Source organism: Neobacillus sp. BP17 (assembly GCF_059579525.1).
The window spans coordinates 3132258-3152651 of sequence record NZ_CM184198.1 but is presented as its reverse complement, the minus strand read 5'-3'; the positions used below and the strand labels follow the sequence as shown (position 1 = coordinate 3152651).

The 20394-nt window shown below is 38.7% G+C and carries 19 protein-coding genes and 1 pseudogene; 17 read left to right on the top strand and 3 right to left on the bottom strand.

Going from position 1 to position 20394, the window contains the following annotated elements; all coding sequences use genetic code 11:
• Window positions 1–23: 23 nt before the first annotated feature.
• The 4 genes from AC4QJR_RS15275 (at window position 24) to AC4QJR_RS15260 (ending at window position 3110) form a co-directional block, all read left to right on the top strand.
• Window positions 24–725 (top strand): GntR family transcriptional regulator, encoded by a 702-nt coding sequence (locus AC4QJR_RS15275; RefSeq protein WP_496523370.1) that lies wholly within the window; start codon window positions 24–26, stop codon window positions 723–725.
• Window positions 726–908: 183 nt separating this feature from the next.
• Entirely contained in the window at window positions 909–1256 is a 348-nt protein-coding gene (locus AC4QJR_RS15270) for a 2Fe-2S iron-sulfur cluster-binding protein (protein WP_098576191.1), read from the top strand.
• Between the two features lie 387 nt (window positions 1257–1643).
• The gene (locus tag AC4QJR_RS15265; protein ID WP_496523369.1) at window positions 1644–2417 is read left to right on the top strand and encodes an NAD-dependent protein deacylase; all 774 of its coding nucleotides are present in this window, start codon (window positions 1644–1646) and stop codon (window positions 2415–2417) included.
• Between the two features lie 30 nt (window positions 2418–2447).
• Window positions 2448–3110, top strand: coding sequence for a hypothetical protein (locus AC4QJR_RS15260; protein WP_496523368.1), 663 nt, complete (start codon window positions 2448–2450; stop codon window positions 3108–3110).
• 28 nt (window positions 3111–3138) lie between these two features.
• Here the strand turns inward: AC4QJR_RS15260 and AC4QJR_RS15255 are convergent, their stop codons facing one another.
• The 3 genes and pseudogenes from AC4QJR_RS15255 to AC4QJR_RS15245 form a co-directional block, all read right to left on the bottom strand.
• Window positions 3139–4275 carry a CAP domain-containing protein gene (locus tag AC4QJR_RS15255; protein ID WP_496523367.1) on the bottom strand — a complete coding sequence of 379 codons (1137 nt, stop codon included), beginning with the start codon at window positions 4273–4275 and terminating at the stop codon, window positions 3139–3141.
• Window positions 4276–4405: 130 nt separating this feature from the next.
• Window positions 4406–4537 (bottom strand): annotated as a pseudogene (locus AC4QJR_RS15250) (YdeI/OmpD-associated family protein); the annotation flags it as partial.
• 7 nt (window positions 4538–4544) lie between these two features.
• Complete coding sequence (locus tag AC4QJR_RS15245; RefSeq protein ID WP_496523366.1) at window positions 4545–5519, bottom strand: 2-hydroxyacid dehydrogenase; 975 nt, start codon at window positions 5517–5519, stop codon at window positions 4545–4547.
• 251 nt (window positions 5520–5770) lie between these two features.
• On the opposite strand from AC4QJR_RS15245, the gene AC4QJR_RS15240 reads away from it, so the two are divergent.
• The 13 genes from AC4QJR_RS15240 to AC4QJR_RS15180 all read left to right on the top strand — a co-directional run bounded on the left by AC4QJR_RS15240 (window position 5771) and on the right by AC4QJR_RS15180 (window position 20392).
• The gene (locus AC4QJR_RS15240; protein ID WP_251458836.1) at window positions 5771–6082 is read left to right on the top strand and encodes a MerR family transcriptional regulator; all 312 of its coding nucleotides are present in this window, start codon (window positions 5771–5773) and stop codon (window positions 6080–6082) included.
• A gap of 182 nt (window positions 6083–6264) precedes the next feature.
• Window positions 6265–7455: a MalY/PatB family protein gene (locus AC4QJR_RS15235; protein ID WP_496523365.1), complete on the top strand. Its 1191-nt coding sequence runs from the start codon at window positions 6265–6267 to the stop codon at window positions 7453–7455.
• A 315-nt stretch (window positions 7456–7770) separates the two neighbouring features.
• Entirely contained in the window at window positions 7771–8076 is a 306-nt protein-coding gene (locus AC4QJR_RS15230) for a PTS sugar transporter subunit IIB (protein ID WP_026567501.1), read from the top strand.
• Between the two features lie 22 nt (window positions 8077–8098).
• Window positions 8099–9415, top strand: a complete 1317-nt coding sequence (gene celB / locus AC4QJR_RS15225) for a PTS cellobiose transporter subunit IIC (RefSeq protein WP_251458841.1) — start codon at window positions 8099–8101, stop codon at window positions 9413–9415.
• Window positions 9416–9483: 68 nt separating this feature from the next.
• Window positions 9484–9804: a PTS sugar transporter subunit IIA gene (locus AC4QJR_RS15220; RefSeq protein WP_496523364.1), complete on the top strand. Its 321-nt coding sequence runs from the start codon at window positions 9484–9486 to the stop codon at window positions 9802–9804.
• Window positions 9805–9823: 19 nt separating this feature from the next.
• A complete protein-coding gene (locus AC4QJR_RS15215; RefSeq protein WP_496523363.1) occupies window positions 9824–11143 on the top strand; it encodes a 6-phospho-beta-glucosidase in 1320 nt (439 codons plus the stop codon).
• A 247-nt stretch (window positions 11144–11390) separates the two neighbouring features.
• On the top strand, window positions 11391–12098 hold the full coding sequence (gene chbG / locus AC4QJR_RS15210; RefSeq protein WP_496523362.1) for a chitin disaccharide deacetylase: 708 nt from the start codon (window positions 11391–11393) through the stop codon (window positions 12096–12098).
• A 346-nt stretch (window positions 12099–12444) separates the two neighbouring features.
• Window positions 12445–12672: a hypothetical protein gene (locus tag AC4QJR_RS15205; RefSeq protein ID WP_496523361.1), complete on the top strand. Its 228-nt coding sequence runs from the start codon at window positions 12445–12447 to the stop codon at window positions 12670–12672.
• Between the two features lie 171 nt (window positions 12673–12843).
• Window positions 12844–15447, top strand: coding sequence for a bifunctional acetaldehyde-CoA/alcohol dehydrogenase (adhE, locus tag AC4QJR_RS15200; RefSeq protein WP_496523360.1), 2604 nt, complete (start codon window positions 12844–12846; stop codon window positions 15445–15447).
• A 79-nt stretch (window positions 15448–15526) separates the two neighbouring features.
• A complete protein-coding gene (gene hpt, locus AC4QJR_RS15195; protein WP_098576180.1) occupies window positions 15527–16054 on the top strand; it encodes a hypoxanthine phosphoribosyltransferase in 528 nt (175 codons plus the stop codon).
• Window positions 16055–16141: 87 nt separating this feature from the next.
• Window positions 16142–16645 (top strand): DinB family protein, encoded by a 504-nt coding sequence (locus AC4QJR_RS15190; protein WP_496523359.1) that lies wholly within the window; start codon window positions 16142–16144, stop codon window positions 16643–16645.
• Between the two features lie 452 nt (window positions 16646–17097).
• Window positions 17098–18249 carry a cell division protein FtsZ gene (ftsZ, locus tag AC4QJR_RS15185; protein ID WP_098576178.1) on the top strand — a complete coding sequence of 384 codons (1152 nt, stop codon included), beginning with the start codon at window positions 17098–17100 and terminating at the stop codon, window positions 18247–18249.
• 322 nt (window positions 18250–18571) lie between these two features.
• The gene (locus AC4QJR_RS15180; RefSeq protein ID WP_496523358.1) at window positions 18572–20392 is read left to right on the top strand and encodes an assimilatory sulfite reductase (NADPH) flavoprotein subunit; all 1821 of its coding nucleotides are present in this window, start codon (window positions 18572–18574) and stop codon (window positions 20390–20392) included.
• Window positions 20393–20394: the final 2 nt, after the last annotated feature.

Genomic DNA, 20394 nt, shown 5'->3' with positions numbered 1-20394 from the left:
ATAAAAATGAGCGGGTGGAAGTTATGGATTTAAGATGGGAGGAAAACAATCTTTTATCGATTCGTGAGCATGCATATAACTATTTAAAGGAAATGATTCTTGAGGGCGAATTAAAAGCCGGCGACCGGTTAATTGAACGAGAACTGGCTGGGAAATTAGGCATCAGCCGGACACCGATTCGAGAGGCCATGTTTCGCTTGGAGTCCCAAGGGTTTGTAAAAACAGTTCCAAGAAAAGGTGTCGTGGTCTCAAATATATCAGAGAATGAAGTCATCGAGGTATTTACAATTCTTTCCTCATTAGAAGTCCTTGCTGTTAAATTGGCCGCGGGGCGGATGGATAAAGAAACACAACTAGAATTGGATCAAAAGATAAAAGAACTAATAGAGTTAAGAGATCAAGCAGAAGAAAATTTTAATTTTGAACATATAGAAATGAATCGTCTTATTAACAAAGCATCAAAAAGCCCTAAATTATTTGAGATTCTCTCTGGTTTGATTGACTATATACATATGGCTGCAAATATGGGATATGAGACACCAGGGAGAAGAAAAGAATCATTAAAAGAACACATCGATATCATGAAAGCCTTGCGTGATAAGGAAGCGGAAATGGCTGAATATTTAATGAGGATTCATATTGAAAACTCGAAAAAAGCTTACATCAATTATATTGAAAGTATAAAACAAAAGCTTAACAAAAAGGAAAAGTTGATGTCCACCTGATCCATTCTGGAAAGATCTCGGGATGAGTTTTCATCAATGTTCATGACCACACCGTCTCCTCGATGTGGTCTAAAATTTACCTTTTTCAAAAAATGAAAAAATTTAAAATATTTATATTGTCTGATAATTTTAAATATGGTATATTGTATACCAAGAAGATAAATTAAAGGGAGGATACGAGGCATGCCAAAAATAAATTTCATTAACAGCAATAAACAATTAGAGGTACCAGAGGATTCAAATATTTTAAGGATGTCCCTTCGTTATGATGGAGAACTCCCAAATCGATGCGGTGGAGGAATTTGCGGCAACTGTGTCTTTAAAGCAGAAGAAGGTGCCGAATTCTTAGATAAGGTTAAAGTGCAGGAAAGAAGAAAGTTAGGAGAAGAGTGGTTAAATGAAGGGTATCGTCTCGGGTGTCAAACCTTCGTAACAAACGGTGACATTTCGATTTCTTGGGATGATGCGTTTACAGAAATCGTCAAAAAAAGAAAGCCAGATAAAATTCAGAAAGAAGTCACGACTATTTAGTAGGATAACCAAAAAATTCAAATTCGGGGTGAGATCATGTGGGCCTGTGAAAAACATATGAAAGAAATTCTAACCTTCTTAGAAACTCCCCATATTAGCAAAGCTTCCTATAAAATAAAATGTTCACTTTGTGATAATCATGCACTTGCAAAAATCTATTACACACATAAACCTTTACATTTGAAAAAAAATAAAAAATTACGAGCATTTGCGTAACATCTATAATGCCTGCCCCCCAGTACTTTAAAATTTTGTAAGGCAGTGGGGAGCAGGCACGAAAATAAAAAGCGATGAGTTTTTTCTCATCGTTTTTTTATGTAGTAAAATAATATAAATTAGATTTATTAACATATTTGAGAATCGGATAAAAAAAGGAGAGTTGACCTGATGGAAAATAATCAGTTCGATCTATGTGTGACCCTAATCAAAAATGCGAAGAACATTGTTGTGCTTACTGGTGCCGGAGTAAGTACTGAATCAGGCATAAAGGATTTTCGTTCAAGGACTGGGGTTTATCAATTGGCACCTGAATATATTCTTTCGCTTGATTATTTTTATCAAAATCCAAAAGAGTTCTATCAATTTGCACTCGACAATCTTTATCATCCGGACGCCATGCCAAACGCAGGGCATGATATCTTGTCAAAGTGGGAAAGAGAAGGGAAAGTTTCTCATATTATTACTCAAAATATTGATGGACTTCATCAAAAAGCAGGAAGTAAAAGCGTGATTGAATTTCATGGAACAATGAAAACAGCCTCCTGCTTACATTGCAATAAAAGTTACTCGACCGAAGAAATGATCAATCGTTTTCAGACCATGAATGAATTTTATATTTGTGACCATTGCGAAACCCGGAAAAAGAGAGAGCGTTTCATAAAACCGGATGTTGTTTTATTTGGTGATACAGGTAAATGGTTTACGGTTGAAGGGTTTAATAAAATTTTACATACGATCGAAGAGACAGATTGTCTATTGGTGTTAGGGACGAGTCTTAAGGTCACACCATTTTCAACATTCCCTCAATATAGAAGGAAAAGCACTCCATTGATTATAATTAATATCGGTGATACTCCATATGACACGGATCGGAATACATTCGTCATTCCTGAGTCGATTGGGAAGTCCTTGACCCTATTGGATGAACAACTAAGAAGCTGAATTAAGAAATTCACAAGAAAGTTGGTGGGAATGGTGAGTGAAAGTAAGCAGTATGTATGGTATGCAAGTTATGGTTCAAATCTTAATAAGAATCGGTTCTTATGCTACATCAAGGGAGGAAGTCCAGCGGGTTCCACGAGAGTGGAGACAGGCTGTAAAGATCAATCACTGCCGATAGCAGAGTCTTCTTTAAAATTCAATTATCCGCTTTACTTTGCTAAAGAGGCAGCAGGTTGGCAATCGCAAGGTGTGGCCTTTATAGGATTAAATCAAGTAGAAGATTCGCTCACTTATAGTAAAAAATATTTAATCACTAGTGAACAGTTTTTAGATGTGGTGAAACAGGAGAATAGTGGGAAAATCTTCGAAATAGATTTAAACGAGGTAAAAGAAAAAGGGGCAAAAATATTTCGCCGCCATGCTTGGTATGGAAATATTATTTATCTTGGTGAGGATAGGGGGTATCCCATATTCACCTTTACTGCGCCTTGGGAACAAGCTGAAGTAGAAATGAAGAAGCCATCCCATAATTATTTAGCCACTATTATTAACGGGTTAAAAACAGACTATACGAACGAAGAAATTTTTTATTATCTTCAAAATAAACCAGGTATACTTGGTTTCTATTCGGATGAAGAGTTAACTAGAGTGATTAATGGACCGGAGACTTTTATAAACACAAAACCTTCCTAAAGTAATAGAAAGGTTTTGTGTTTATTATCTATTTTGCAAAGAAATTTTCCGTGTAGTATGGTTGTGACTCATTATTAAATGCCACGCCCACCCCTAAATACTCATAACCCTTACGTAAGATATTTTCCCGGTGCCCAAGTGAGTTCATTAAACCTTCATGGGCGAAAATACTGCTAAATTGGCCGTAGGCCAGGTTTTCGCCTGCCAAATGAAAGGTGATATCATCCTCTTTCATCCGGTCAAACGGAGATTGTCCTTTAAGGTTGGTGTGATCAAAATACTGATGGACCGCCATGTCGGTACTATGTTTACGGGCTGTTTCGCGAACATGCTCATCCCATGTCAATACAGGCAGTTGATGGTTGACTCGTGCGGCATTTGTCAAATCAAATAACTGATATTCAAAGCCTTCTTTTAAAGCTGAATTCCCTTTTGTGTAGAAATCCGCTTTCCCCTCTTCAAAGTCTTTGTTGATCAATTGTATGGCGGTAACTGTATTATTTTCATGCTTATCATAAAAGACGGTAACATAGGTTCCCTTAACTAAAAACAAATCATTATCACTATTTTCCTGCAGTTGGTATACCGTGAACCCTTTTTGAATTTTCGTTAAAGGCTCCCCAAGCTTTTCACGGACGGTTTTTTTCGAGCTTCCGAGTTTAATGCCGTTCTTTGAAGCAATTAAATCTTGGTTGGTATATAAACCGGCAGCTTTGTTGTTTTCGTCATACATGACCATAAAGAAATCCTGATAATTCTGGTGATAGGTATACCAATCCGTCCCGTATTCATTAAAGGATATTCGGTTTGCGTTTCCTAAATTATGTTCAATATCTTCCTTGAGGTTTCCAATTTCAACATTATGAATTGAAAAAACTTGTTCAGTAGGAATGGTCAACGCTACTTTTTCTTTCTGTTGTTGAGGTTGTTGTTTAGTAAGTGGACTATCTTTCATTTGAAAGCCTAGTTGTTTCCCTAGTTGTTCAACTTTTTCGGAAAAACTATTAAGTGTTTCTGCTAATGTTGTGTTGTCTTTGACATTTATTACAGACTGAATGGAATTAACAGTCTTCTCGATATCGCCTTTTTCCAATTGTTTGTCGATAACAGGGAGTGAAAATTTAAATAAAAGAATGAATGAGATGATTGCCAGAAATCGTACCATGTTCGTTTCCTCCATTTCTATTAGAATTGTAGCCAATTTAGAGAAAATGTATAAGTAATATGCTTGAGGGGAATGATATTTGGTTTTATTTGGAGGTTTCCTGTCGTTACTGACAAAAGCACTGTTTCCTTCATAATAAATCCATTGTTTTATAGCCTTCGCCCAGCACTGTTTCCATTTCTAGCAATCGTTTTTCCTGGGTTTCTTTTCGTTTTGCACTGAAAACATAACGGGCCCAATCCTTTTGGTAGCCAAACGAAATGAAAGATTTAATCCCAAACCTCTGGATTAACAAGATTCTTCGGTCGTTTCCCCGTTAGTCCTGCTTCTAAATTCTCGACGGCAAGTTTGGCCATTTTTAGTTCCGTTTCGTGAGTGGAGGACCCGATATGCGGGGTCGTTACCACATTGGAAAACTGCAGCAGCGGGTGATCTGCTTTGAGAGGCTCATTTTGGAATACGTCTAATGCGGCACCATGGATTTCGTTTATCCGTAATGCTTCAATTAGAGCTTTTTCATCCACTGTTTTTCCGCGCGAACCATTTACGAAAATAGCCGAATTTTTCATCAATTTAAATTCGCGTTCTCCCATTATATTTTCAGTTTCAGGAGTGAGCGGAGTCATTAAACAAACAAAATCGGATTGCATAAGTAAGGTATCTAATGAAGAGTAAACAGCGTTGTATTTTTCTTCAGCTTCAAGGTTCCGGGTACGGTTGTAGTATAGAATGTTCATGTCAAAGCCAAGATGCCCGCGTTTTGCAATTAATGAACCGATTTTCCCCATCCCAATAATACCTAATGTTTTGTGATGAACATCAAGTGCATATTCTTTCCTAGTAAGATGTTGCTTCCACTTTCCTGTTTTTACGAATTGGTCTAATTCGGGGATGCGTCTTGCTGCTGCAAGAAGAATACCGAAAATCGCATCGGCCGTAGTGTCCTCTAAGACACCTGGTGTGTTGGTGCCCATAATACCACGCTTTGTCATCTCTCCAAGGGAAAGGTTATTAAAACCTGTCGAGTTATTGGAAACGATTTTTAAATTTGGGGCTCGGTCCAATAATTCATTATCAACTGGGAGCGCGAGGCCGACAATCCCTTCAGCCTTCTCAAGAGCATGCAAAAACGCTGGGTTTGTCTTGGGATTGATTCGTTCAAAAATTTCCACATCGAAATGATCTCTTAATCGATCTAGCGTTTCAGAAAATTCAAAGTTATAAGCAAGTATTTTTCTTTTCATAAGGGAATATGTCCTTCTCCTTCTGTTTATATGAATATATTTCTAAGGTGACATAGAATTTTTAAAGAGTCAACAATATTAATTGTTGTATTGATACTTAATTTTGACAGTATTTTCATCAGTAAAAGTGAAATTTTTGAGTAAGAGGAATTTATTGTTTAAGTTTATTACATCATGTGTTAGAATATGTAACATCAGAATTGTTAAACAATTCACATTTTTAAAAATAAAGAAAATGGGCAGGTGGTATCTTGGAAAATGAAAACCAATCCTATCGTGAACAAAAGGTTATCACGATAGGAATTGTGACAGAATTGACGGGTCTAACAAGCAGGCAAATCCATTATTATGAAACACGAAAGCTTATTTTTCCAGACAGGACCCCAAATGGGACACGGAAATATTCATTTGCGGATATTGAAAGACTAATAGAAATTGCTGAAAAAATTGAAGAAGGGGTCCAAACGATGGAAATTCGCAGAGATTTCTCCAAAAAGGAAAAACGTAAGATGATCATTGGTCAAATCAATTCACAATTTAATCGGAACGGGCCAATAAAATAACAAGTGTAACTTGCAGTAATGAGCAGTGCTAACTGAGGCCTGCTCTTTTTTGTGTCATCATATAAAAAATTTATCCTCTCAAATTTTTAATCACTTCTTTTTATCGCTATAATTAGAGTAATCAATGTGAATTTTTATAAATGTATCATTCAAAGAAATAAAAAATAGAAGGGTGGATGTAAATGAAGTATAACTTTGATGAAGTTGTTAATAGAAGAGGAACTTATTCAATTAAATGGGATGGAGGGGAGCTTCTGAAACAGATTGGGCTGACAGAACGATATGATGAAGAAACCATTCCATTATTTACAGCGGACATGGATCTACCAGTACCCCTGCCCTTAGTTGATGCTTTACATAAGACGGTCGATCACCGAATTTTCGGCTATACTATTTTTCCTAAAGAGTATTATGAAGCCATTCAGCATTGGTTTAAAAAGAGACATGATTGGGAGATTCCACAGGAGGAAATCAGTTTTAGTCCTGGAACAGTCCATGCCTTAAATGTGGCTGTCAAGGCTTTAACAAATCCAGGAGATGGCATCATAATCCAACGCCCCGTGTATCCACCGTTTACTTCTGCAATAGAAGCCAACGGTCGAAAAGTCGTGAATAATGCTCTTAAAGCTGATAGTGAAGGGTACTTTCAAATTGATTTTGCTGATTTTGAAGAGAAAGCAAAAGAAGAAACAACCAAAATGTTCATCTTATGTAACCCGCATAATCCCACCGGAAGAGTGTTTACTCAGGATGAATTAAGGAAATTAGCCGATATTTGTGCGGAGCATGATGTTCTCATAGTTGCCGATGAAATACATGGTGATTTAGTTCGTCGAAATCAGACGTTTACTCCAATCGCCAAGGTTTCTGAACATCGTGACCGGATTATTACTTTTACAGCAATCAATAAAACATTCAATGTTGCTGGGCTTCATTGTACGAATGTGATTATCTCGAATCCAGAACTTAGAAACACTTATAATAAGGTTATGGGCATGCACTTACCATCTCCATTTACTGTTTCAGCTTTGATTGCTGTTTACAATGAAGGAGAAGACTGGTTAGAGCAGTTGAAAGACTATATTGATGGGACTATGGAGTGGGCTGCTACGTTCTTAGCGGAGAAAATGCCGAAAGTTAAGGTGAGAATTCCAGAAGGAACCTATATTATGTGGATGAATTTTAGCGATTATGGCCTCTCACCGGAAGAAATTCATGATCGTATTTACAACAAAGCGAATGTCCTGCTTGAAGATGGAAAGATGTTTGGTGAGGAAGGGTTACAGTGGCAAAGAATCTGTATTCCATCACCTAGACCACTCATACAGGAAGCGTTTGAAAGAATTGCAAGAGAGTTTGATGACCTAAGTTGATGGAGTAAGAGTGAAATTAGTAAGATTCTATTGAATGGTCCCCAAGTAGAAGTAGAAGGTAACACGCTCCATAGCAGGAAGTCTGGAATATTCTAGGCTTCTTTTTTTCTTTCTGCTAATTTAAAAATCTGTAGTTTTTTTTACATTTTAAAGAGCAACTTTTTGTCCTAATTTTTTTGGTGAGGAAATATATATTAGGGCGGGACAAAATTCTTGACATGGAGGACAGCTTATATGGAAATCCATTGTTTATCGAAATGGAAAAATTTTTTCCTTTTTTGTAAGCGTTTACAATAATAAGAAGGGAGGATTGTTATGAACATCCTATTATGCTGTGCTGCTGGCATGTCAACTAGCTTATTAGTAACGAAAATGGAAGCAGCAGCAAAAGCAGAAGGAATTTCGGCAAAGATATGGGCAGTAAGTGCGAATGAAGTGAATAACCATCTAGACCAAGCGGATGTGTTATTAGTAGGTCCGCAGGTTCGATATCTACTTCCCAAATTGAAAAAAGCAGGATTAGAAAAAGGGATACCCGTTGATTTAATCAATTCAGTGCATTATGGGATGTGTAATGGGGCGGAAGTACTAAAATTTGCCAAAAATCTACTAGATTCATAACTTCACATAGGGGTGAAAAGATATGAGCAAATTTAATCAGATGTTAGAAGAGAAGGTCATGCCGGTCGCGGGCAGGATTGCTGGCCAACGGCACTTACAAGCATTGCGTGATGGGATCATTTTAACCATGCCGCTCCTCATCATTGGATCCATTTTTTTAATTTTGGGATTTTTACCTATTGATGGATATCCAGAATTTATGGCCCGCACATTCGGAGACGCCTGGTTGACTAAACTATTATATCCTGTCAGCGCAACATTTGACATTATGGCACTGATTGCAGCGTTCGGTATAGCCTACCGTCTGGCTGAACAATACAAAGTCGATCCATTGAGTGCAGGTGCCATATCTGTCGCTGCCTTTATTCTTGCCACTCCTTATTTCACGATGTTTACCCCAGAAGGAGCAACGGAGGCTGTACAAGTTGGCGGTGTATTGCCAATGGCACTTTTGGGTAGTAAAGGTTTGTTTGTTGCGATGATCCTAGCAATGTTTTCAACTGAAATTTATCGATATATTATTCAAAAAAATATTGTTATAAAAATGCCGGATGGTGTACCGCCAAGTGTAAGTAAATCATTTGTCGCTTTATTCCCAGGATTTTTAGTTATTCTTTGCGTATGGATTATTCGTTTGCTCATTGAAAACACTTCGTTTGAAAGTTTGCACAATGTTGTTGGGCAGTTGTTACAAGAACCACTTGGTGCGCTTGGTGGAACACTGATTGGTGCACTTATTGCCGTCTTTTTTGTTCAACTCTTGTGGTCCACTGGATTACATGGCGCGAGTATTGTCGGCGGTGTTATGGCACCAATTTGGTTAGCCCAAACAGACGCGAACCGCTTGGCTCTTCAAGCTGGAGATGAAATTCCAAATATCATTTCCCAGCAATTCTTTGATATTTTCATTTATATGGGCGGTTCAGGTGCAACATTTGTTTTTGCTCTTATGATGTTATTTATGGCGAAGAGCCAGCAATCCAAGCAATTAGGCCGTCTGGCGATCGGACCAGGAATATTCAATATTAATGAACCGATTACTTTCGGAGCCCCAATTGTTTTAAATCCTCTGCTCATTATTCCATTTATTTTAACACCGTTGGCTCTCACCATTACAACTTATATTGGAATGAGTACTGGTTTTGCTCCGAAGACAGCTGGTGTTGCCGTACCGTGGACGACTCCTCCAATTATCGGAGGTTATCTAGCAACAGGTGGAAATATCCGAGGGGCGTTAATGCAAGTGATCAATTTAGTCGTTGCTTTTGCGATTTACTATCCATTTTTTAGAATGTGGGATAAACAAAACTTCAATGTTGAAAATGGGTCTAGTAAATAACAATAAAATAAAAAAGGGCTTGCCAAATGGCAAGCTCTTAGCACGTATTTTGGGTGAGGAGGACAAAGATGACAAAAGAAGAATTATACCAACTCTCATTTCAATTAATTCTGCATAGTGGAAATGCCAGAAGTCTCGCCATGGAAGCGATTTTTACAGCCAAAGAAAAAAACTTCACTTCTGCACTGGAAAAACTTTCAGAAGCTGATGGTGAAATCATTCATACCCATCGCTTTCAAACACAATTGATCCAAGCTGAAGCGGAAGGCAAGGATTTCGACATCCCCATTATTCTAATCCATGCGCAGGATCATTTAATGACGGCTATTACATTAATCGATTTAGCAAGAGAGATTGTTGAGATTCGCCAAGAAATGAATACTCAATAAAGTGGGAGGTTCATAGAAATTGACTAAATCAATTAAAATTACCACCATTGGCGGCGGTTCAAGTTATACCCCCGAGCTGGTTGAAGGATTGATCAAACGATATGATGAACTACCATTACGCGAACTTTGGCTAGTGGATGTCGAGGAAGGAAAAGAGAAATTAGAAATAGTTGGAAACTTAGCGAAACGGATGTTTCAAAAGGCTGGACTTCCTGTCGAAGTGCATCTAACACTTGATCGAAGAGAAGCATTAAAGGATGCTGATTTTGTGACCACGCAATTTCGGGTGGGTCTCCTCGACGCAAGGGCTAAGGATGAGAGGATCCCGTTAAAGTATGGGGTACTTGGCCAAGAAACGAACGGACCAGGTGGGCTTTTTAAAGGACTTCGCACGATCCCAGTTATTTTGGATATTGTTAAAGATATGAAGGAACTTTGTCCTGATGCGTGGCTCGTTAACTTTACCAATCCGGCAGGGATGGTGACGGAAGCGGTTCTTCGCTATAGTGACCATCGCAAGGTAGTCGGACTCTGTAATGTACCGATAGGGATGGAAATGGGAATCGCAAAACTACTAAAAGTTGAACATTCCCGTGTCCGTATTGACTTTGCCGGGTTAAATCATATGGTGTACGGCTTAGATGTTTACATGGATGGCATTAGTGTAAAAGATCAGGTCATCGAATTTTTAACCAATCCAGAAAATTCAAGTTTCGTAAAGAATATTCAAGGGCAGGGCTGGGAGCCTGAATTTATCCGAGCTTTAGGGGTCCTCCCATGTCCGTATCACAATTATTATTACAAAAGTCGTGAAATGGTCGAAAAAGACATCAAAAATGCAGAAACGGTTGGGACACGTGCGGAAGTGGTGAAAAAGTTAGAAGAGGATCTTTTTGAACTTTATAAGGATCCTAATCTATCAATAAAACCTCCACAACTTGAAAAACGGGGTGGCGCATATTACAGTGATGCAGCAGTCCGTTTAATTTCATCTATTTATAATGACAAAGGGGATATTCAACCAGTTAATACGTTAAATAATGGTTCTATCGCGAGCATTCCTAATGATTCTGCTGTTGAGGTTAGCTGTATCATTACAAAAGAGGGTCCAAAACCACTTGTGATGGGCGATCTCCCCGTGCCGGTCCGAGGGCTTGTTCAACAAATTAAATCATTTGAACGGGTCGCAGCCGAAGCTGCGGTAACGGGAGACTATAATCTAGCAATTCTTGCGCTAACAATTAATCCATTAGTTGCTTCTGATACCATTGCGAAACAAATCGTCGACGAAATGTTAGAAGCACATAAAAAATACTTACCTAATTTCTTTAAAAATTAGACTGTGTTAAAAGTTAATTCTGATTTCGACACTCTGTTGATTGGAGGGGAAGGCACAAAGACTCCTGCGGGAGTACGGGGCAGGGGAGACCCCGCAGGCGATGGAAACGCCGAGGAGGCTCCCCGCAACGCCCGCGGAAAGCGAAGTGCCTGGAACGGAAATCAACAGACAGGTTAACACAGCCAAAAATTATCGAAAAGGCACCGGATTGCTGCCTTTTCGCCGGTTACCAAGGAGGTTATACCGCTTGATTAAGTTAATTGTAAACGCAGATGATTTTGGGTATTCAAGAGGCATTAATTATGGAATTATTGATGCTCATAAAAATGGTATTGTTAATTCCACCACAATAATGATGAACATGCCTGGTGTGGCGCATGCCGTGGAGCTCGCGAAAGCTAATCCAAATCTTCAAGTCGGGATTCATCTGGTCCTCACCTGTGGGAAGCCGCTTTTAACTGAAGTTCCGTCACTAGTGAATGAGAATGGCAGTTTTAAACGAATTTCTGAATTCAAAGAGCAACGGGAGATATCGCTTGATGAACTGACTAGAGAGTGGAGTGCGCAAATTGATAAGTTTCTTGAAACAGGTCTTACACCGACTCATTTTGACAGCCATCATCATGTCCATACCATTACGGAATTTTTACCGGTGGTGCAAATGCTGGCAAAAAAATACAATTTAAGTGCTAGACGTTTTTCATTGGATGCAGTAGAGGGAGTTGCTGCATTTTCGGATGTGTTTTTACATGATTTTTATGGAGCGGGAGCGACCTATGATTACTTTGAGAAACTAGTCACACGTGTTCAAGACGGGCAAACGGTCGAAGTAATGTGTCATCCGGGTTATCTGGATCACGAGATTTTGAGTGGTTCCTCTTATGCAGAGGACCGTGTGAGGGAGACGGACATTCTGACTTCTATTAAACTGCCAAGAGAAATTAAATTGATTTAACGATATATAATTGCCCGAAATTTAGTTTCATGTGGGGTTCCGGTATTAAGATAGCTGTTAAATGACCGGAACCCTTAATTTGCCACTATCATCTTTCATTAGGAATTAAGCATATTTAATTCAATTTAATATTATATTAAAATAGTTTATTGGTTGTAATCGTTTCAGATAAATACCCTATTCATCTAATATATTCCGATATTATCAGTTGAAAACATCGTCAAATATGGAAATAGACTATTTTTAGTAAAATTAACCACAATTCACATATTGTTCATTACTTCACAAATTATTATTAAAAATATATGTTATGATGAATCCATAAACAAACAAGGAGTGATAAGACATGATGGTTTGTGAATGGAAGACCTTCTCTACAGATTCTGAAATTTATAGCCTGGATTTATTTGAAGAAACAGTAGAGGACGAATTTGAGGCGATGTATTTTAAAGAAAATGAAGAAATTCCCTCCTATATTTGGACAGTTAATTACGTGATCATTGTAAAAAAATATTCAAAGGTTCTGTCGGACATATTATTTGAAAAGATTCCCCGTAATCCAGTTTGTGAATAACCATTTGTGAAAGAAGATTAAGTAGGAAACATTTTTTTAATCAATTATGTGAAATGAATCACAAAAGAACAAATAAATAGACACCTGAGAAAATACCCGCTTAATAGATTATTTTTTTTAATATAATTTGTGAAAAGTTTCACAAATAATTAATCAAACGGAGGTATTACAATGGTAGTTGTAGAAAAGGCAGTTAAAGAAAAGCAAGATGTAACAGAGATGGTGGACCTACTGGTCGAGAATGGTCTAAAAGCTTTGGCTGAGTTCCGCAGTTTTGACCAAGAAATGATTAATGAAATTGTCAAAGAAATGGCCTTGGCAGGTATTGACCAGCATATGCCGCTGGCGAAATTAGCGGTTGAAGAAACTGGGAGAGGCGTATACGAAGATAAAATCATCAAAAATATGTTTGCTACAGAATATGTCTATCATAATATTAAATACGATAAAACCGTTGGAATTATTAACGAAAATGAACATGAAGGCATGATTGAAATTGCGGAACCGGTAGGGGTTATTGCCGGAGTTACACCAGTAACCAATCCAACATCGACTACAATGTTTAAAGCACTTATATCGATAAAAACGAGAAATCCAATTATTTTTGCTTTCCATCCATCGGCACAAAAATGCAGCAGTGAAGCGGCCAGAGTCCTAAAAGATGCAGCCATTAAGGCAGGAGCACCAGAAAATTGTATTCAATGGATTGAAACACCGTCGCTCGAAGCTACTCAAGCCCTGATGAATCATACGAGAATTTCATTAATTCTTGCCACAGGCGGAGCGGCAATGGTGAAATCTGCATACAGTTCAGGTAAGCCTGCACTAGGTGTTGGACCAGGAAATGTCCCTTGCTACATTGAAAAAACAGCGAATCTTCAACAAGCAGTGAATGACTTAATTTTATCAAAGACTTTTGACAATGGGATGATTTGTGCCTCTGAACAAGCGGTTATTGTTGATAAAGAAATTTACGATCATGTTAAACAAGAAATGATTTCAAATAATTGTTACTTTTTAACTGAGGAAGAAAAAGCGAAGGTCGAAAAATTGGTTATTAATGTACATTCTTGTGCCGTTAACCCTGATATTGTTGGAATGGCTGCCGCTAAAATAGCTGAGATGGCTGGAGTGAAGGTTCCTGACGAAACAAAGATTCTTGTCGCAGAATTAACTGGAGTTGGTCCTGAATTTCCACTTTCAAGGGAAAAATTAAGCCCTGTCCTTGCATGTTATATGGTAAGTAATCTTGAAGAAGGATTCAAACGGGCTGAGGAAATGCTGGAGTTTGGTGGTTTAGGGCACTCCGCTGTTATTCACACCACTGACCAATCTGTGATCAAGAATTTCGGCTTGCGAATGAGAGCGGGACGTATAATTGTCAACGCCCCATCCTCACAAGGTGCAATCGGTGATATTTATAATGCTTATATGCCGTCATTGACCCTTGGCTGCGGTACGTATGGCGGAAATTCTGTCTCAACAAACGTTGGTACCATTCATTTAATGAATATAAAAAAAGTAGCGAAAAGGAATATTAATATGCAGTGGTTTAAAGTACCATCTAAAATTTATTTCGAAAAAAACTCGACACAGTACTTAGCAAAAATGCCAAAAATTTCAAAAGCCTTTATAGTTACAGACCCTGGAATGGTGAAATTAGGATATGTTGATAAAGTTCTATATTATTTAAGAAAACGTCCTGATTATGTGCATTGTGAAATCTTTTCAGAAGTAGAACCAGATCCGTCCATTGAAACGGTGATGAAGGGTGCAGAAATGATGGCTAATTTCCAGCCTGACGTAATCATTGCACTTGGCGGTGGTTCCGCAATGGATGCGGCCAAAGGAATGTGGTTGTTCTATGAACATCCAGAAACCGAATTCTTTGGCTTAAAACAAAAATTCTTAGATATTCGCAAAAGGATTGTAAAATATCCTAATCTTGGCCAAAGAGCACAATTTGTGGCCATTCCTACCACTTCTGGAACAGGCTCGGAGGTAACGTCATTCTCGGTCATTACTGATAAAGAAGCAAATATTAAATATCCGCTGGCTGATTATGAATTAACTCCTGACGTTGCCATTATCGATCCGCAATTTGTGATGACGGTGCCAAAACACATTACAGCCGATACCGGATTGGACGTCTTGACACACGCCATTGAAGCATATGTGTCATGTATGGCAAATGATTATACTGATGGCCTCGCAATTAAAGCCATCCAACTCGTATTTGAGTACCTGCCTAGAGCCTACAAAAACGGCCAGGATGAAGAAGCTCGAGAAAAGGTTCATAATGCTTCAACAATTGCTGGTATGGCGTTTGCTAACGCATTTTTAGGAATAAACCATAGTCTTGCCCATAAACTTGGTGCCGAGTTCCATATTGCACACGGACGGGCAAATGCTGTACTTATGCCACATGTAATACGTTATAATGCCGCCAAGCCAAAGAAATTTACAGCTTTTCCGAAGTACAATCATTTCAAAGCTGACAAACGTTATGCTGAAATCGCTAGAATTCTAGGATTACCTGCAAGTAACACCGAGGAAGGTGTAGAAAGCCTCGTTCAAGCCATTATTAAATTGGCACAGGAATTGGAAGTGCCAATGAGCCTTGAAGCAAACCATATAAATAAAGCTGAATTTGAAAGCAAAGTTGACTACCTAGCAGATCGGGCTTTCGAAGACCAATGCACCACAGCAAATCCCAAACTTCCGCTAGTAACTGAATTAGCAGAAATTTACCGCCTTGCTTATAAAGGGGTATAACAATCGATGCCAATGCGAAAAATCAAACTAGATGATTTTTCGTATTGGCATTTTTATTTTTTAGAATGAGGTGGAAATCTTGGGTTATAGAATTAAAGATGTGATGATTTCTGAAACAGAAATTAAAGAACGAGTTAAGCTGTTAGCGGAACAAATTGAAAAAGACTTCAATAATGAGGACATTATTTTAATCGTCGTCTTAAAAGGATCGTTTATCTTCGCTGCTGATTTGATTCGTGAGATGAAGGGGAATATTAATATTGATTTCATTTCCGTTTCAAGCTATGGGGACGAGACAGAGTCATCAGGGAAAGTAAGATTACTGAAGGACCTTGATGCAAATATTACCAATCAGAATGTCCTAGTTGTTGAGGATATTATCGACAGTGGTCTGACATTGCATTTCTTGCGCGGTCATTTAATAGCGCATAAGCCGAAACAAATAAAAATTTGCACGCTCTTAGACAAGCCTGAAAGAAGGCGAGTAGACTTGCCAGTTGATTATGTAGGCTTTGTCATCCCAGATGAATTCATTGTCGGCTATGGGATTGACTACGCACAAATGTACCGAAACTTACCATATATTTCAACCGTAGAGGAGTTTTAGATAGATTTGATGTGGTAAATTTTGCTGTTAATGGTAAGAATGATATACTTTTATTGTTAAACGTATCAAAGTAGGAGGAAAAAAATCATGTATACATCAATATCTGAATTTATCCAAGAATGGAATCAAGAGGCATCCTCTACACAAAAGGTGTTAGATGTTTTAACGGACCAATCACTTCAACAAGAAGTTTCCCCAGAAGACCGAACGCTAGGCAGAATTGCGTGGCATGTGGTTGCGAGCACTCCTGGAATGCTTAACGAATTCGGCATTACTGCTGAAAATGTGGAGAATGGAGATGTAGTACCGACCTCGGCGAAAATCATTGCTGACACTTTTCGAAAGGTTACTGCTGATACAATCGAGGCAGTACAGCAGCAATGGACGGATGCATCCTTAACCGAAATGAAAAACGTGTTTGGTATGGAAATGCCAAAAGGAGTGACACTTTCTCTTTTAATTAAACACATCATTCATCATCGCGGCCAAATGACAGTACTAATGCGCCAAGCTGGATTAAATGTACCTGGAGTTTATGGACCAGCCCGGGAAGAGTGGAGTCATATGGGGTTGGAAGCGCCTGCGTTATAAAAGTACATACCGTTTATAGCTAAATCAAAAGTTAAAAAGCTGATCATCAAAAATACCGTTAATGCGGCAGCATTAACGGTATTTTTTCTTATAGAAGCAGGCTAGTGACACTCTATCTTCATGCTAGCAGAATGATAGAGAATTGATGGCAGTATCCTAGCATGCTAATAAAATCTATCGATGGGAGTATTTCAAAAGAACTACTTAAAAAAATTGTTTAATAAATTTAACAAATTTTCTAGTATTTTCCTCAAAATTCAACAAATTTATCTGAATTGAGTGTTAGCTTACTATATTAAATCTGCTATTATTTTGGTAAAATAGGAATAGGAAAAAAATATACATACGATATATGATTATTTGTAACTAATCGATTGCAAGATTATAAAAATCTATGATTTTTTTTAATAGCGAGGCAAATAATTTAACGGATGATAAGTAGGAGGAATAATATGTGGGATTTTGACATGGATATAGATCAAGTAGCTAGAATAAAAGTAATTGGCGTTGGCGGTGGCGGAAATAATGCTGTCAATCGGATGATTGAAGGCGGAGTTCAAGGTGTCGAGTTCATTGCTGTCAATACAGATGCCCAAGCTCTAAATCTATCAAAAGCAGAAATTAAAATGCAAATTGGAGCACAGTTGACAAGAGGATTAGGTGCTGGCGCTAACCCCGAAGTTGGCAGAAAAGCGGTTGAGGAAAGCAGAAGACAGCTGGAGGACGTATTAAAAGGAGCCGACATGGTTTTCGTCACTGCTGGGATGGGTGGAGGTACAGGAACAGGTGCTGCCCCTGCGATTGCTGAAATCTCCCGTGCCCTTGGTGCCCTGACAATTGGCGTTGTAACCCGCCCTTTTGGATTTGAGGGACGTAAACGTGCTTCAAATGCAGCAAGTGGAATTGAGCTAATGAGTCAAGCAGTTGATACATTAATCATAGTTCCAAATGATCGCCTATTGCAAATTGTTGATAAAAGAACGCCGATGATTGAAGCGTTCCGAGAAGCGGATAATGTTCTGCGTCAAGGTGTTCAAGGGATTTCTGACTTAATAGCTGTTCCTGGATTAATAAATTTGGATTTTGCTGATGTTAAGACCATTATGAGTAATCAAGGTACGGCTTTAATGGGTATTGGTGTTGCAAAAGGTGATGGACGCGCAGTAGAGGCAGCAAAAAAGGCCATTTCTAGTCCTTTATTAGAAACGTCGATTGACGGAGCACAAGGGATTCTTATGAATATAACTGGAGGGAAAGATCTAAGTTTATATGAAGTGCAAGAGGCAGCGGACCTTGTCGCTTCAGCAGCTGATAAAGATCTAAATATGATTTTTGGTTCGATTATTAACGAAAATTTTAAAAATGAAATCATGATTACAGTGATTGCTACAGGTTTTGTTGATAAACTGGCACGAACCACTAGGCCGTCTACTCCAATTCAAAAAGAAGGAACATCAAGAATTCAGCAGGTCCATTCCCAGCCAAAACAAGAACAAGTGATTCATGAAGAGCCTTCGCATGATTATGGAAGCTATGGACAGGATACAGAGGAATCAATTGACATTCCGACGTTTTTGCGTAACCGAAACAGAAGAAATAGATAACATTTCCTAAAATTCTGGCGCAATGAGGACAGTGTGACGTGACAAAAGCCAAAGCATTGGAAAAGTGTCGCGGTATGCTATTACATTGCGCTATATATTTATTTAATTGTTGTAGTAACATGCATCCACTTAAAAAAACCAAAATTTTAACAGATTTTAATGGATTAAATCATTAAAACCGACTTGACTTATAGGAATAGTAAAACTATTATTATATTAATCATTTTTTGACTGAAAATTGTGTACTGTAAGAATCTTTATTACAAGGCATGATAAATAAATGATCACAATCAGTTAATAATCCTTTGTGAGGTGGATTTTAGTGCAACTTCAAGTATTGAACAGTCCTTTTAATCAGGAGCAAGCAGAACTCCTAAACCGGATACTGCCTACGTTGACAGAATCTCAAAAAGTCTGGTTGAGCGGATTCTTGGCAGCAGCCCAATTTTCTTCGATTTCAGGGTCTGGAAATGCCCAGGTATCTGAACAACCGGGAGGAATCACAGCACCAGTAATTTCTAAAGATGTGACCATCCTTTTTGGTTCACAGTCGGGTAACGCTCAGGGTCTTGCTAAGAAAGCGGGCAAGAAACTTGAGGCAGCTGGGTTCCAAGTAACTGTCTTATCAATGAGCGATTTTAAACCTAACAATTTAAAAAAGGTTGAAAATCTGCTGATCGTCGCTAGTACCCATGGCGAGGGCACTCCGCCAGATAATGCCATATCCTTTCATGAGTTTCTGCATGGAAAACGTGCTCCGAAACTAGACCATCTTCGTTTCTCAGTTTTGGCACTGGGTGACAGTTCGTATGAATTTTTCTGTCAAACAGGAAAAGACTTTGATGCACGGTTGGAAGAACTTGGCGGTACGAGGCTTTACCCACGCTTTGACTGCGATCTTGATTACGATGAGCCAGCATCTGAATGGCTTGCAGGTGTGCTTAGTAATTTAAAAGAAGCAGACGCCGGCAGCCAAGTTCCAGTACAGGAACTGGTATCTCAAGCAGTAGAATCAACGTATTCAAGATCAAATCCATTTAAAGCAGAAGTATTAGAAAATATCAATCTGAATGGCCGCGGCTCAAATAAAGAAACGCACCACCTTGAGTTGTCGCTTGAAGGATCTGGACTTACATTTGAACCGGGAGATAGTCTTGGGATATATCCAGAAAATGACCCCGCGCTCGTTACCTCGCTATTAGAGGAAATGAACTGGGATCCAGAACAACAGGTGACTGTGAATAAAAAAGGAGAAATTCTCCCGCTTAAAGAAGCACTTACCACACATTTTGAAATTACGACGTTAACGAAACCGTTGATTGAGAAGGCAGCCCGTCTTACTGCAAATGAAAATTTACAGGAACTGCTCTCACCAGGTAATGAAGAGAAATTAAAGACATATTTGGATGGACGCGACTTACTTGATTTAGTCCGTGATTTTACTCCTTGGGTTGGTTCAGCACAAGAGTTTGTGTCCATTCTTCGAAAAATGCCGTCCCGACTGTATTCGATATCAAGCAGCTTAGCGGCAAACCCGGATGAGGTTCATTTGACAATCGGAGCGGTTCGTTATGAGGCACACGGCCGGAAACGAAATGGGGTTTGTTCCATTCAGACAGCGGAGCGTCTGCAGCCAGGCGATACCGTGCCAGTGTATATCCAACATAATGAAAACTTCAAGCTTCCAAATAACCCAGAGGCTCCAATCATCATGGTGGGACCAGGTACTGGAGCAGCACCATTTCGTTCCTTTATGCAAGAGCGTGAAGAAATTGGGGCAGAAGGAAAATCATGGCTATTCTTCGGAGATCAGCATTTTGTGACGGATTTCCTTTATCAAACAGAATGGCAAAAATGGCTGAAAGACGGTGTATTGTCGAAATTGGATGTAGCCTTTTCACGTGATACAGCTGAAAAAGTATATGTACAACACCGTATGCTTGAAAATAGTAAAGAATTATTTGAATGGCTTGAAGAAGGTGCTCATCTGTACATTTGTGGGGATGAAAAACATATGGCCCATGATGTTCATAATACATTAATTGACATTATTGAAAAAGAAGGCGGCTTAAGCCGTGAAAAAGCAGAAGAATATGTAGCCGATATGCAGCAGCAAAAACGTTATCAGCGTGACGTATACTGATT